The 14,602-nt window shown below is 73.0% G+C and carries 10 protein-coding genes; 6 read left to right on the top strand and 4 right to left on the bottom strand.

Going from position 1 to position 14,602, the window contains the following annotated elements; all coding sequences use genetic code 11:
• The first annotated feature begins 80 nt into the window (after positions 1–80).
• Complete coding sequence (locus ACIQ5Y_RS11150) at positions 81–422, top strand: ArsR/SmtB family transcription factor (RefSeq protein ID WP_403878051.1); 342 nt, start codon at positions 81–83, stop codon at positions 420–422.
• Positions 406–2,907, top strand: a complete 2,502-nt coding sequence (pcrA, locus tag ACIQ5Y_RS11145; protein WP_403878048.1) for a DNA helicase PcrA — start codon at positions 406–408, stop codon at positions 2,905–2,907. Before ACIQ5Y_RS11150 ends, pcrA begins: the two co-directional genes overlap by 17 nt.
• Positions 2,908–2,953: 46 nt before the next feature.
• On the opposite strand, the gene ACIQ5Y_RS11140 is transcribed toward pcrA, so the two are convergent.
• The gene (locus ACIQ5Y_RS11140) at positions 2,954–4,492 is read right to left on the bottom strand and encodes a peptidoglycan DD-metalloendopeptidase family protein (protein ID WP_403878045.1); all 1,539 of its coding nucleotides are present in this window, start codon (positions 4,490–4,492) and stop codon (positions 2,954–2,956) included.
• 221 nt (positions 4,493–4,713) lie between these two features.
• Entirely contained in the window at positions 4,714–5,496 is a 783-nt protein-coding gene (locus ACIQ5Y_RS11135; protein WP_403878042.1) for an esterase/lipase family protein, read from the bottom strand.
• Between the two features lie 182 nt (positions 5,497–5,678).
• Between ACIQ5Y_RS11135 and ACIQ5Y_RS11130 the strand changes: the two genes are divergently transcribed.
• Positions 5,679–6,080: a cobalamin B12-binding domain-containing protein gene (locus ACIQ5Y_RS11130; RefSeq protein WP_403878039.1), complete on the top strand. Its 402-nt coding sequence runs from the start codon at positions 5,679–5,681 to the stop codon at positions 6,078–6,080.
• A gap of 222 nt (positions 6,081–6,302) precedes the next feature.
• Here ACIQ5Y_RS11130 and ACIQ5Y_RS11125 read toward each other — a convergent pair whose 3' ends face one another.
• Both ACIQ5Y_RS11125 and ACIQ5Y_RS11120 read right to left on the bottom strand, forming a co-directional pair.
• Positions 6,303–7,889, bottom strand: a complete 1,587-nt coding sequence (locus tag ACIQ5Y_RS11125; protein WP_403878036.1) for a DUF5691 domain-containing protein — start codon at positions 7,887–7,889, stop codon at positions 6,303–6,305.
• A gap of 266 nt (positions 7,890–8,155) precedes the next feature.
• The gene (locus tag ACIQ5Y_RS11120) at positions 8,156–9,499 is read right to left on the bottom strand and encodes an SWIM zinc finger family protein (RefSeq protein WP_403878033.1); all 1,344 of its coding nucleotides are present in this window, start codon (positions 9,497–9,499) and stop codon (positions 8,156–8,158) included.
• Between the two features lie 134 nt (positions 9,500–9,633).
• Between ACIQ5Y_RS11120 and ACIQ5Y_RS11115 the strand changes: the two genes are divergently transcribed.
• The 3 genes from ACIQ5Y_RS11115 (at position 9,634) to ACIQ5Y_RS11105 (ending at position 14,388) form a co-directional block, all read left to right on the top strand.
• Positions 9,634–10,740 (top strand): AAA family ATPase, encoded by a 1,107-nt coding sequence (locus ACIQ5Y_RS11115; protein WP_403878030.1) that lies wholly within the window; start codon positions 9,634–9,636, stop codon positions 10,738–10,740.
• On the top strand, positions 10,698–13,022 hold the full coding sequence (locus ACIQ5Y_RS11110) for a DUF5682 family protein (protein ID WP_403878222.1): 2,325 nt from the start codon (positions 10,698–10,700) through the stop codon (positions 13,020–13,022). Before ACIQ5Y_RS11115 ends, ACIQ5Y_RS11110 begins: the two co-directional genes overlap by 43 nt.
• A gap of 256 nt (positions 13,023–13,278) precedes the next feature.
• The gene (locus tag ACIQ5Y_RS11105; protein WP_403878219.1) at positions 13,279–14,388 is read left to right on the top strand and encodes a VWA domain-containing protein; all 1,110 of its coding nucleotides are present in this window, start codon (positions 13,279–13,281) and stop codon (positions 14,386–14,388) included.
• The last annotated feature ends 214 nt before the right edge of the window (positions 14,389–14,602 follow it).

Below are 14,602 nucleotides of genomic sequence, written 5' to 3'. Positions count from 1 at the left end.
AAGATCTCGTACGGTCACGACAGTACGAGATGTTCGTACGGTCTGGCAATGTCCGTACGAGATCTGCGTACAGTTGGTGCATGCCTGCTGAGCTGACCCACCCCGCCACCGACCGCATCGACCTGGTCGACGTCCTGGCGGCACTCGGGCATCCCGTCCGGCTGGAGATCGTCCGCAAGCTGGCCTCCGGGGAGGAGGCGTTCTGCGGCGAGGTCGTCCCGGACCTGCCCCGGTCGAGCGTCACGCACCACCTCAAGACGCTGCGCGAGAGCGGAGTGATCTGCCAGCGGCCCCGCGGCCGCAAGCTCTACCTGGCGCTGCGCCGCGAGGACCTGGACCGGTGTTTCCCCGGTCTGCTGGAACTCGTGCTCGGCTGTCGGTCCCGCCCCCTAGACTCGGAATGCGATGAGCAGCCTCTTTGACGACAGCTTCCTGGCCGACCTCACCCCCTCCGACGAGGTCCCGCCGCCGCCCGAGGAGCACGCCGCCCCCGAGCAGGGCGCGGACGACCTCTTCGGGGGCATGTTCGACGTGCCCATGAGCGGAGACGCGTACTACCGGGACGGCGCCCCCAAGCCCGTCATCGACCCGGCGACGCTCCTGGACGGGCTGAACGAGCAGCAGGCGGCCGCCGTCGTCCACGCGGGCTCCCCGCTGCTCATCGTCGCCGGCGCCGGCTCCGGCAAGACCCGCGTGCTCACGCACCGCATCGGGCACCTGCTGTCCGCGCGGGGCGTCCACCCCGGCCAGATCCTGGCGATCACCTTCACCAACAAGGCCGCCGGTGAGATGAAGGAGCGCGTCGAGGGTCTGGTCGGCCCTCGCGCGAACGCCATGTGGGTCTCCACCTTCCACAGCGCGTGCGTCCGCATCCTGCGCCGCGAGTCCAAGCGGCTCGGCTTCACCTCGTCGTTCTCGATCTACGACGCCGCCGACTCGAAGCGCCTGATGGCGCTCGTCTGCCGCGACCTGGACCTGGACCCGAAGAAGTTCCCGCCGAAGGCCTTCAACGCCAAGATCTCCAACCTGAAGAACGAGCTGATCGACGAAGAGGCCTTCGCCGACCAGGCCGCGGACGGCTTCGAGAAGACCCTGGCCCAGGCGTACGCGATGTACCAGGGCCGGCTGCGCGAGGCCAACGCGCTCGACTTCGACGACATCATCATGACCACGGTCCACCTGCTCCAGGCGTTCCCGGACGTGGCCGAGCACTACCGGCGCCGCTTCCGCCACGTCCTGGTCGACGAGTACCAGGACACCAACCACGCGCAGTACACGCTCGTGCGCGAGCTGGTCGGCACCGGCTACCCGGACCTGCCCCCGGCCGAGCTCTGCGTGGTGGGTGACGCCGACCAGTCGATCTACGCCTTCCGCGGCGCGACCATCCGCAACATCCTCCAGTTCGAAGAGGACTACAAGGACGCGACGACGATCCTGCTGGAGCAGAACTACCGCTCCACGCAGACGATCCTCTCCGCCGCCAACGCCGTCATCGAGCGCAACGAGAACCGCCGCGCGAAGAACCTGTGGACCCAGGCCGGCACCGGCGCCGTCATCACCGGCTACGTCGCGGACACCGAGCACGACGAGGCCCAGTTCGTCGCCGACGAGATCGACCGGCTGACCGACGCCGGGGACGCCAAGGCCGGCGACGTCGCGATCTTCTACCGGACCAACGCCCAGTCGCGCGTGTTCGAGGAGATCTTCATCCGCGTCGGACTGCCCTACAAGGTCGTCGGTGGCGTCCGGTTCTACGAGCGCAAGGAGGTCCGCGACGTCCTCGCGTACCTGCGGGTCCTCGCGAACCCCGAGGACAACGTCCCGCTGCGCCGCATCCTGAACGTGCCCAAGCGCGGGATCGGCGAGCGCGCCGAGGCGATGATCGACGCGCTCGCGATGCGCGAGAAGATCACCTTCCCGCAGGCGCTGCGGCGCGTGGACGAGGCCTTCGGCATGGCCGCGCGCTCGACGAACGCGGTCAAGCGGTTCAACGTCCTGATGGAGGAACTGCGCACCATCGTCGACTCCGGCGCCGGGCCCGCGGTGGTCCTGGAGGCCGTGCTGGAGCGCACCGGGTACCTCGCCGAGCTCCAGGCCTCGACCGACCCGCAGGACGAGACGCGCATCGAGAACCTCCAGGAACTCGCGGCCGTGGCGCTCGAGTTCGAGCAGGCCAGGGAGGCGGCGGCCACCGAAGCGGCGGAGACCGGCGCCCCGGCCCCCGGCCCCGGCACCCTCGCCGAGTTCCTGGAACAGGTCGCGCTCGTCGCCGACTCCGACCAGATCCCGGACGAGGACACGGACGGCACGGGCGTCATCACGCTGATGACCCTGCACACGGCCAAGGGCCTGGAGTTCCCGGTGGTCTTCCTGACCGGCATGGAGGACGGGGTCTTCCCGCACATGCGCGCGCTGGGCCAGACCAAGGAGCTGGAGGAGGAGCGCCGGCTCGCCTACGTCGGCATCACGCGCGCCCGCGAGCGGCTGTACCTGACCCGGTCGAGCATGCGCAGTGCGTGGGGCACGCCTTCGTACAACCCTCCGTCGAGGTTCCTGGAGGAGATCCCGGCGCAGTACCTGCACTGGAAGCGCACGGGCGCCGCGCAGAAGCCGGCCGGGCCGATGCGGAGCATGGGCGCCGGCAAGGCCTCGTTCGGCACCTCGCCGGAGTCGTTCCTGTCCTCGTCGCGTACGAAGTCGGGTCCGTCGGGATTCGCGACGCGCCGGGCGGCGGACAAGCCGGTCATCGCGCTGGCGGTCGGGGACCGCGTCACGCACGACCAGTTCGGGCTCGGCACCGTCATGGAGGTCAAGGGCGCGGGTTCGGACGCGCAGGCCACCATCGACTTCGGGGACGACAAGCCGAAGCGGCTGCTCCTGCGCTACGCGCCGGTGCAGAAGCTGTAGCGGTCGTAGCGGTCGTAGCGGCTGAAGGGGCTCCGGGAGCCCTTTCTCAGCGGGGGTCCAGGCCGTGGCTGCGGAGCCACGGCAGGGGGTCGACCGCGCTGCCGCCGCCGGGCCGTACCTCGAAGTGCAGGTGCGGGCCGGTGGAGTTGCCGGAGTTGCCGGAGTACGCGATGACGTCGCCCGCCTTGACCTTGCCGGACCGGATCTTGGTGCTGCTGAGGTGGCAGTACCAGGTCTCGGTGCCGTCGGGCGAGGTCACTATGGCCATGTTGCCGTAGGCGCTGTTCCACTGGGTGCGCACGGTGCCGTCGGTGGCGGACATGACCGGGGTTCCGTAGGAGACCGGGAAGTCGATGCCGGTGTGCACGGACATCCACATGCCGCCGGCCTGCCCGAACATGGCGCTGAGGCCGTGCTGCGAGACGGGGATGGCGAACTTGGGGCGGGCCGCTTCCTTGGCCGCCTCCTCCTCCGCCTTCTTCTTCTTCTCGTCTTCCTGGCGCTGGCGCAGGTCGATGCGCTCCTGCGTGCGGCTCGCGCGGTCCGCGAAGTCACCCGCGTCGGCGCTGAGCGCCGTCAGCTGGGTGTCGAGCTTGGTGTTCGCCGCGACCGGCTTCACGGCGGCCGGGTCGGGCGCGGCCATCGTCGTGGTGTCGTCGGAGGGCTTCTCGGTGCCGGTGAGACCGCCGACGGAAGCGGCCGCGATGCCCGCGACCCCCATCACGCAGGCGGAGGGCACGGCCACGGTCAGCAGGGCGGAACGCTTCGCCGGGGTCCGGCGACGGCCGTTGCCCGCCTTGGCGTTGTTGCCGGCGCTGCCCTTGCCCTTGGGGGCGTTGCGGCGCGCGGAGCGCGACCCGGGGGTCACCGGCACGGCCTGGGTGGGGAGGTCGTGCACCTGGTGCACGCCGGGAACCTCGTACGCCTCGAGTTCGTCCAGCGCGCCGAGTGCCTCGGGTGCCTCGGGTGCCTCGTCGAACGCCACGTCGTCGGCCACCGGATGGGGGACGGGCTCGAAGACGGAGGTCTCGACGTAGGGGTCGGGCTCCGCGGCGACGGGGACGACGGGAACCTCGTAGGCATAGCCGACGGTGGTCGCCTCGTACGCGTACTCCTGCTGCGCGGGCTGCTGCTCGGCGTAGGAGGGGTGGCCCGTTACGTCCATGCCGGCGGTGACGTCCGTGCCGGCCGTGTTCCAGGCGGTGGCGTCGTAGGCGCCGGTCTCGGTGCCGTAGCCCGGCATCGCCCAGTGCCCGGTCTGCTCGGCGGAGGTGTCGTAGCCGAAGGAAGGCGCCGACTGGTAACCGGAGTAGTCCGTGCTCGGAGTGGTCCAGGCGCTCGCATCCCACTGCCCTGTCGTGTCCGCGGGTGCGGTCTGCGAGGGGATGGTGGACAGATATCCGTCCTGCGAGGTCCACGCCGTGGTGTCGTACGCGCCGGTCTCATAGGAACCGTACGTCGCGTAGTTGACCCCCTGCCCCTGCGTTTCATAGGAGACGTAGGTCGAGTCACCAGCGAAAGTGGTGGTGCCGAGGCCGTCGTACCCGAAATCCGGGTACTGGCCCGACGATGGGCGGTCGTTCACCAACTTCTCTTTCGCCTCGGCGGTGGGGGCCTGGGTGGCCGGTGGACCGAAGTTCACCGGAGGAGAGCAGTGGCGTGACTGTACCCGGCGGTTACTGGCATCGACAATCTTCGGAGGGTTTTCGCATCGCCGGAACCGGGCATTCGGCCGCCTTTCGGTCGCCGAAAGACGCAGCCTTGGCCTTGAGTTCGAAATTCGTTCGACTTCGGGTTGCCCGGCGGCTACGCGACCGACGCGGCTCCGGAGCTCGCGACGACCTTCGGGCCGGGGCCGTCGAGGGCCCGCCGGACCGCGGCGATCACGGTGGGGTGTGCCGGCAGCGCGAGGTGCCCGATGCCGGTGACCTCCACGTTCTCCACGCGTAGATCGGGATGCTCGATCCTGGCCGCCCCGACGGGGGCCATCAGCGCGTCGAACTCGCTCCAGAACGCGACGCATCGAGTGGCGCAGCCGGGCGCCGGCAGGGCCAGTTCGGCCAGCACCTCGGAGTCGGGCCGCATCTGCCGGACCAGCGGGTGCGCGTCCATGAAGGGGGCGACCGCCGTGCCGGAGTGCGGGGTGCCGAGCGTGACGAGGGTGCGGACACGGGCGTCGCCGCCGAGGCGCTGGACGTAGTACCGGCCGACCAGTCCGCCCAGGCTGTGCCCCACGATCTCCACCCGGTCCTGCCCGGTGCGCGCGCACAGCTCCTCCACGCGCCGGGCGAGGTGGCGGGCCGTGACGCGCAGGTCACGGGTGAAGGGCGAGTAGTTGTACGCCTCCACGTGCCGCAGCCCGCCGGCCCCCAGGGCGCGGCGCAGCAGGACGAAGACGGAGCGGTTGTCGGTGAAGCCGTGGAGGAGCAGTACGGGCGGCCGCACCGAAGCCGGGTCGGGGGCGGCCTTCTCCTGGCAGACTCCGGTGGGATAGAGGAGAAGGTGTCCGCCGAGCACGACCACCTCGAGCGCGCCGGCCCGCAGCGCGGCACCGGACGTGGGTATCGACACGGGTATGGACAGCCCCATCGCGGCCTCCCCTGGCCTCCCCTGAGCCTGTGGGACCGCGGCCGGAAGCGCCACCGTGCCGTGCGGCTGGCGGCGCGGTGGCGCAATGCCGTCCCACGTGTGATTTCCCCCTCGTGGTTGACCGTGAAACGGTGGCGTGCGCGATGCTGTACTTAACGTTCGTTCACTCGGGAGGCAGTGCGATGGGTGTGACCGGTCCGATCCGTGTGGTGGTGGCCAAGCCGGGTCTCGACGGCCACGACCGCGGGGCCAAGGTGATCGCGCGGGCGCTGCGGGACGCGGGCATGGAGGTCATCTACACGGGCCTGCACCAGACTCCCGAGCAGATCGTGGACACCGCGATCCAGGAGGACGCCGACGCGATCGGCCTCTCGATCCTCTCCGGCGCCCACAACACGCTGTTCGCCCGCGTCCTGGAACTGCTCAAGGAACGCGACGCGGAGGACATCAAGGTCTTCGGCGGCGGCATCATCCCGGAGGCGGACATCGCTCCGCTGAAGGACAAGGGCGTGGCCGAAATCTTCACCCCGGGCGCGACGACGACCGCCATCGTCGACTGGGTCCGCGCGAACGTCCGCCAGTAGCCTCCGGCCCGGCCACCGTCGCCCGTACTCTGCGGCGCCGCTGTCGGGGCTCCGCCCCCGAACCCCCGCGCCTCAAACGCCGGCGGGGCTGGAGTTGCCCTGCGGGCAATCCAGCCCGCGGCGGGGGCAACTCCAAGCCCGTCCGGCGTTTGAGGACCGGGGTCCGGGGCGGAGCCCCGCGCAGCGGCGACCCGCACCCGCCCACCCCACACCCGGGAGGGATTAGGCGACCGGAGCCAGTTCCAGCAGCATGGCCTCGCGCAGCCGCAGCGTGGCCACCAGCCGCTGGAACGCCTCGGCCCAATACGCGGCAGCCCCCGGCACCGCGTCCTCCGGCTCCGCCACGGCGGCGGTCAGCGCCTCCAGCCGCAGGGCCTCCGCAGGATCGAGGCAACGCTCGGCGAGCCCCATCACCCCGCTGAAGCTCCACGGGTAGCTGCCCGCTTCCCGCGCTGTGTCCAGCGCGTCCACGACCGCCCGCCCCAGCGTCCCCGCCCACGGCACCACGCACACCCCGAGCAGCTGGAACGCCTCCGAGAGACCGTGGGCGCGTATGAACTCCGCGACCCAGGCCGCCCGCTCCCCGTCCGGCAGGACCGACAGCAGCTTGGCCCGCTCCGCGAGCGAGGCCGTGCCCGGGCCGGCGGCGGGCGGCGCGGACGGCGTGCCCAGCAGGGCCCGCGACCACTCCGCATCGCGCTGGCGCACCGCCGCCCGGCACCACGCCGCGTGCAGTTCTTCCCTCCAGCCCTCGCCCTCGGAGACCGGCAGCGCCACTATCTCCGCCGGGCCGAGGCCCCCGAACCGCTCCCGCCAGCAGGACAGCGGCGCGGCCTCCACCAGCTGACCGAGCCACCACGCCCGCTCCCCGCGCCCGGCGGGCGGCCTCTTGACCACCCCGTCGCGGAGCATGCCCGCGTCGCACTCGGCCGGTGGGGTCACCCCCTCGGGGCCGACGCAGGCCAGCGCGCGCTGCGCCATCCGCCCCGCCAGTGCCGAGTGCGGCAGCGCCGACAGCAGTTCGGCGGCCGTCGCGCGGACATTGCGGCTGCGGTCTCCGAGCGCCGCCTCCAGGAACGGCTCGTCATCATCCGAGAGCCCCACCCTCAACGAGTCGAGGAACATCAGCCGGTCCTCGGCCCGCTCGGTGCTCCAGGTCGTCGACAGCAGCCGGCGTGCGGCCGCCGCGTCGGCGTCCCGTACCGCGCCCAGCAGTGCCACCCGTTCCGCGAACAGCCCCTCCTGCCACAGTCGTTCCACCCCGGCCGGGTCCGACGGCTCGGGTAGCTCCCCGGCGCCACCGGTCCCGCCCCGCAGGGCGAACCGCCAGTCGGGATTCAGCCGGGCCAGCCACAGCCCCCGCACCCCGGCCAGCGCCAAGGCGTGCGGCCGCAGGTCCGTACGGGCCCGGGCCGCATCCAGAAGTGCGGGGAGCAGCGCGGCCGGTGAGCGGTAGCCGTGCCGCCGGGCGGCGGCCAGCCACTGGGGCAGCAGCTCCGTCAGATCCGGGGCGGCCCCCCGCCGCCCGCCGCCGCCCGCCGCCCCCGAACGGCCCGCCAGCAACTGCGCGAGCCGCCGCCGGGCCGCCTCCGGCGGTGCCGGACGCGGGTCCCGCGGCGCCGGCTCCGGGCGCGGGCCCGCTTCGGCCGGGCACAGACCGGCCCGGCGGCGCACGGCGTGCACGGCCGCCGCGTCCAGCAGCGCCTCCGGCGAACCGGCCGGGCCCCCGCCCCGGCGCCGGTCGGTGCCCAGCAGCGCGGCCCCGACCAGCTCCTCCCACTCCCCGTACCCCTCGTCGACCTTGTCCATCGCGCCCCTCCCTCTTCCCTGCTTCCCGCTCCGTGTCCTGCGCTCCGGTCCCGCCCCCTCCGCGGGACCGGAGCGGCCCTTGCCCCCGTCGGGCCGGCCGACTCGGCCGACCGCGCTCAGCTGGCGTGGTTGTCGTTCATGCAAGCCCCCCGGCTCCTCGTCACCTCGCGCCGGCGCCCCCGCGCCGCCGCGTACTTCCCGTAGTCCTCGTAAGCGGACACAGAACCCCCCAGGCCCCCAGTGATTTCCGTTGTCTTCCTGCTGTCTCAGGCCAGGGCGACCGGCTCGGGCGAGCCCGGATGCCAGGCCGTCAGCGGGGTGAAACCCCGATGGCCGCATTCGCCGAACACCGTCACCGGGCCCCCGCCCGACAGTGCGGCCAGCTGCCACAGGCCCCCGCGTGAGCGGCTGCCCGGCCCGGTGAGGGGCACCGGCAGTGCGGAGGTTCCCTCCGCATCCGCCAGTTGCCAGCCCAGCTCTCCCGGTATCGGGACCACCGGACCGAGCACCACCGGCCAGGACTCCAGCCACGGGTCGTCCCGCAGTGCCGCCCCGTACGCCTCCAGTGCCGCCCCCGTACTCACGCCGGCCGGAACCTCCGTGCACGGCACGGCCGCCGCGAACCTCTCCCCGAGATCCCCCCGCAGCCCCGCGGACCCGGGCCGGAAGCGGATCTCCGCCTCCAGTACCAGCCCCACCGGCAGGGCCAGCCCCGGTGGCCGCCCGGGCGGTCCGAAGTCCAGCACCAGCGCGGGCCGCCCGCTCCCCGTCCCGCGCAGCCATATCCGGCGGGTGGTGAGCCGGCCGTCCGGTGACACCGAGTCGTGCTGGGCCAGCACCAGCCAGCGGTCCCGTACGGCCTCCCCCTCCCCGGAGGCCGGCAGTCCCACCCGGCTGCGCACCGTCGCGGCCAATTGGTCCGGCAGCCCAGCCACCCCGAGCCAGGCCCGATCCAGCAGGTGCAGCAGCGCCGCCTCCTCCAGCATCCGGGCGGGCCAGCCGGGCCCGCAACTGGGTATCGTCCCCAACTCCCGCACCCGACCCGCCAGTCCGGGAGCCTGGGCGTCCACCATCCGGGCCGCCGTCTCCTCCCACGCCCCGTAACCGGCCTGCTCCTGGCCCGCGAGGCCGCCGCGCAGCAGATCCGCCAGCCGCTGCTCCAGCTCGGTGACGCCCGCGCCGATCCGGGCCGCCCGCCGCTCCGCCCGCTTCCGCGCCCCCTCCGCATCCACCGGACCCCCCGTTCCGGCGGATGTGCGCGCGGCCTTCGCCGCCCGGTCGGCCAGCCACTGGGCGGCCCACTCCGGAGCCTCCCCGGGCTCGCCCGCCCCCTCCGCGGACCAGAGCAGCAGCAGCCCCAGCGCGTGCTTGCACGGGAACTTCCGGCTCGGGCACGAGCACTTGTACGCAGGCCCCGTCAGGTCCACGACCGTCTGGTACGGCTTGCTGCCGCTGCCCTTGCACAACCCCCACACAGAACCGGAAGCGGAACCTCCGATCTGCGACCACGGCCCCGCCCCGCCGAGTCTGCTTCCCGCCTTGCGTGAGGCATCGTCAGGAGCCAGAGCCAGTACCTGTTCCGCCGTCCAGCGGACCCCCTGCTCAGTCATGTGAACAACCGTAGAGACCCCCACTGACAATCGCCCTGACCTGCAACAACAGCTGGAACAAGGTGCGTTGTCAGTGGTGTGGTGCACCTTGGATCCAGCAGTCGGGAGCGGCTGCGGAGCATTGGAGGGGGACCATGACCGAGCACGAGAACACCCGCGGGGCCGAGGCGCTGCGACCGCACGCAGAAGACGCCTTCGCACACGAACTGAAAGCCCTGGCGGCGGTCGACGACCGGCCCCGCCCGGCCCGCTGGAAGCTCTCCCCGTGGGCCGTCGCCACCTACCTGCAGGGTGGCACGCTCGAAGACGGCACGGTCATCACGCCCAAGTACGTGGGGCCGCGCCGGATCGTCGAAGTCGCCGTCACCACCCTCGCGACCGACCGCGCCCTGCTCCTGCTCGGAGTCCCCGGCACCGCCAAGACCTGGGTGTCCGAACACCTCGCGGCCGCCGTCAGCGGGGACTCCACCCTCCTCGTCCAGGGCACCGCCGGCACCCCCGAGGAGGCCATCCGGTACGGCTGGAACTACGCCCGCCTCCTGGCCCACGGCCCCAGCCGCGAAGCGCTCGTCCCCAGCCCCGTCATGCGGGCCATGGCCGAGGGCATGACCGCGCGCGTCGAGGAGCTCACCCGCATCCCGGCCGACGTCCAGGACACCCTCATCACCGTCCTGTCCGAGAAGACGCTCCCGATACCGGAGCTGGGCGAAGAGGTCCAGGCCGTGCGCGGGTTCAACCTCATCGCCACCGCCAACGACCGCGACCGGGGGGTCAACGAGCTCTCCAGCGCGCTGCGCCGCCGCTTCAACACCGTGGTCCTGCCGCTGCCCGCCACGGCCGACGCCGAGGTCGACATCGTCGCCCGCCGCGTCGACCAGATGGGCCGCGCCCTCGACCTGCCGGCCGCGCCCGAAGGCCTCGAGGAGATCCGCCGCGTCGTCACCGTCTTCCGCGAGCTGCGCGACGGAGTCACCGACGACGGCCGCACCAAGGTGAAGTCCCCCAGCGGCACCCTGTCCACCGCCGAGGCCATCTCCGTCGTCACCGGCGGCCTGGCCCTCGCCGCCCACTTCGGGGACGGCGTGCTGCGCCCCTCCGACGTGGCCGCCGGGATCCTGGGCGCCGTCGTCCGCGACCCGGCAGCAGACAAGGTCGTCTGGCAGGAGTACCTGGAGGCAGTGGTCCGCGAGCGCGACGGCTGGAAGGACTTCTACCGCGCCTGCCGGGAGGTGACGGTGTGAGCCGGAGCCCGAAGGGCCCCCTGCTCCTGGGGGTACGGCACCACGGGCCGGGATCGGCCCGCGCGGTGCGGGCCGCCCTGGAGGCGGCCCGGCCGGCGGCCGTCCTGATCGAGGGCCCGCCCGAAGGGGACGAACTCCTCGCCCTCGCCGCCGACCCGGGCATGAGGCCGCCCGTGGCGCTGCTCGCGCACGCCGCGGACGACCCCGGCCGGGCCGCGTTCTGGCCGCTGGCCGAGTTCTCCCCGGAGTGGGTCGCCATCCGCTGGGCGCAGGAGGCCGGCGTACCGGTGCGGTTCATGGACCTGCCGGCCGCGCACTCGCTCGCCCGCGGGGAGGAGGAAGGGGAGGAGCCGGAGCCGTCCGTACGGGTGGACCCGCTCGCGGTTCTGGCCGAGACCGCCGGATACGACGACCCCGAGCGCTGGTGGGAGGACGTCGTCGAGCACCGGGGCGGCGAGGAGGCGGACGCCCTGGGCGCGTTCGAGGCGCTCGGCGAGGCCATGGGAGCCCTGCGGGAGGCCTACGGCGACGGAGACCACGGCCGGGACCTCGTGCGCGAGGCGTACATGCGTCAGCGGATGCGGGCCGCCCGCCGGGAGTTCGGCGACGCTTACGCGGTGGTGTGCGGGGCCTGGCACGTCCCGGCACTGCGGGCGAAGACCACCGTCGCCGCGGACAAGGCACTGCTCGCGGGACTGCCCAAGGTCAAGGTGGAGACCACGTGGGTGCCCTGGACCCACCGCAGGCTCGCCAGGGCCGGCGGGTACGGAGCGGGCATCACCTCGCCCGGCTGGTACGCGCACCTCTTCGCGGCCCGGGACCGGCCCGTGGAGCGGTGGCTGACCAAGGTCGCGGGCCTGCTGCGGGAGGAGGACCGGCAGGTCTCCTCGGCGCACGTGATCGAGGCGGTCCGGCTGGCGCAGACGCTGGCCGCGATGCGGGGGAGGCCGCTGCCCGGGCTGACGGAGACGCTGGAGGCCGTCCGGGCGGTGATGTGCGACGGCTCCGACGTGCCGCTCGCGCTCGTCGAGGACCGGCTGGTGGTCGGCGACGTGCTCGGCGAGGTCCCCGACGGGGCTCCCGTCGTACCGCTCCAGCGCGACCTGACCCGGCAGCAGCGCTCTCTGCGGCTCAAGGCCGAGGCGGCCGATCGCGAGCTGGAACTGGACCTCCGCAAGGACACCGACACCGCGAAGTCGCTGTTGCTGCACCGGCTGCGGCTGCTCGGGATCGAATGGGGCAGACCGGCCGCCTCGCGGAGCAGCACCGGGACCTTCCGGGAGACCTGGCGGCTGCGCTGGGAGCCGGAGCTGTCGGTGCGGGTCGCCGAGGCAGGCATATGGGGCACCACCGTCCTGGCCGCCGCCACCGCCAAGGCGGAGGCGGAAGCGGCCTCGGCGCAGGAGCTCGGGGAGGTCACGGCGCTCGCGGAGCAGTGCCTGCTGGCCGGGCTGTCCGAGGCGCTGCCGGCGGTGCTGCGGGCCCTGGCGGACCGGGCCGCGCTGGACACCGATGTGGCACGGCTCGCCAAGGCCCTGCCGGCGCTGGCCCGTTCGCTGAGGTACGGGGACGTCCGGGGCACCGATGCGGCGGCCCTCGCCACGGTGGCGGCCGGCCTCGCCGAACGCATATGCGTGGCCCTCCCGTCGGCGTGCGCGGCCGGTCTGGACGCGGACGCGGCGGCGGAGCTGCGGGGCCACGTGGACGGGGTGCACGGCGCGGTCGGGCTGCTGGCGGACGCGGAGGAGGGGCTGCGCGAGCGCTGGTCCGAGGTCCTGCGGAAGCTGGCCGCGTGGGAGGCCGTGCCCGGCGTGATCCGCGGCCGGGCGGCCCGGCTGCTGCTCGACGACGGGCGGCTGCCGGCCGAGGAGACGGCCCGGCTGATGGGGCTCGCCCTGTCACCGGCGGCCGACCCGGCCGACGCGGCGGGCTGGATCGAGGGCTTCGCGGGCGGGAGCTCGGGGGGCGGCACGCTGCTCGTCCACGACGAACGGCTGCTGGGCCTGATCGACAGCTGGCTGGTTGGGGTCCCGGAGCGCGCGTTCACCGACGTACTGCCCTTGCTGCGGCGGACGTTCGGGGCGTACGAGCCGGGGGTGAAGCGGACGCTGGGCGAGCTGGTCCGCCGGGGCCCCGGCGGGCGGCCGGGCGTGACCGCTTCCGGCGCGGGTCCCGAGGGCTTCGCGCCCGAGCTGGACGCGGAGCGGGCGGATGCGGTGGTGGCCGTGGTGCGGATGCTGCTGGCCGGTGCCGGTGCCGGTGCCGGTGGCGCGGCGGCTTGAGGGGCTGTTCGGCCGGGTGCGGCGCCGTTGCCGGGGTGCTGCCCGGACCCCGCTCCTCAAACGCCGGAGGGGCTGGATTTTGCCCGGCGCAGCCGGATGGTGCGGCGGGCCGACACGACGAGTGCAGGGGGACGGACACATGATCAGGACGGGAAGCCAGGCGGGGGCGCAGGACGCGCAGCCGGCCGGCGAGGGGCGCGGCGCCGCCGGGAAGACCGAACGCCCCGCCGGAGGCGAGCGGCTGCGGCGGTGGCGGATGGTGCTCGGTGGGGGAGAGGGCGACGGGACCGGGTGTGTGCTCGGCGGGCGGGACGCGGCGATGGACGCAGCGCTCGGTGCGCTGTACGGGGGAGGGGCGGGGACGGGGCGGAAGGGGGCCGGGGAGCGGTCGGCCGGGCTCGGGGGGTCCGCGCCGAACGTGGCCCGCTGGCTCGGGGACATCCGTGCGTACTTCCCCAGCTCGGTGGTCCAGGTCATGCAGCGCGACGCGATCGAGCGGCTCGGCCTGTCCGCGCTGCTGCTGGAGCCGGAGATGCTGGAGGCCGTGGAGCCGGATGTGCATCTGGTCGGCACCCTGCTCTCGCTGAACAAGGCGATGCCCGAGACCACGAAGGAGACGGCGCGGGCCGTGGTCCGCAAGGTGGTCGAGCAGTTGGAGAAGAAGCTCGCGGCGCGCACGAGGGCCACGCTCACCGGAGCCCTCGACCGGTCCGCCCGCATCAGCCGGCCCCGGCACCACGACATCGACTGGGACCGGACCATCCGGGCGAACCTGAAGAACTACCTGCCCGAGTACCGGACCGTGGTCCCCGAGCGGCTCGTCGGCTACGGCCGGGCGGCGCAATCGGTGAAGAAGGAGGTGATCCTCTGCATCGACCAGTCGGGTTCGATGGCGGCCTCCGTCGTCTACGCCTCCGTCTTCGGGGCGGTCCTGGCCTCCATGCGGTCGATCGCGACGCGACTGGTCGTCTTCGACACCGCGGTGGTGGACCTGACCGATCAGCTCGACGACCCCGTGGACGTCCTCTTCGGCACCCAGCTGGGCGGCGGCACCGACATCAACCGGGCCCTGGCCTACTGCCAGTCGAAGATCACCCGACCCGCCGACACCGTCGTCGTCCTGATCAGTGATCTCTACGAAGGAGGCATACGCGACGAGATGCTGAAGCGGGTCGCCGCGATGAAGGCGGCGGGGGTCGAGTTCGTCACCCTCCTCGCGCTGTCCGACGAGGGCGCCCCGGCCTACGACCACGAGCACGCCGCCGCCCTCGCCGCGCTCGGGGCTCCGGCCTTCGCCTGCACCCCCGACCTGTTCCCCGATGTCATGGCCGCGGCGCTGGAGAAGAGGCCCCTCCCCATGCCATGACGAGTCCGGAGCGCGCCACCCTGTGAATCGGTAGATCGCACGAACTTCCAGTTCAACCGTGAGGCGATCTGTGAGAGGAATCACCGCTCAGGTGTGATCTGCGATTTAGGGACCTACGTCCCACGGGGATAACCTGCGGGACGGACATGCCGCGTCCACGGTCACCGTGTGCGCCTTCCTAGTGACAGCGCCGTCACGTTGCCCTCCGCGGCAC

Source organism: Streptomyces sp. NPDC096339 (assembly GCF_044762985.1).
Taxonomy (GTDB): Bacteria; Actinomycetota; Actinomycetes; order Streptomycetales; family Streptomycetaceae; genus Streptomyces.
This window is presented reverse-complemented; position numbering and strand designations above follow the sequence as displayed.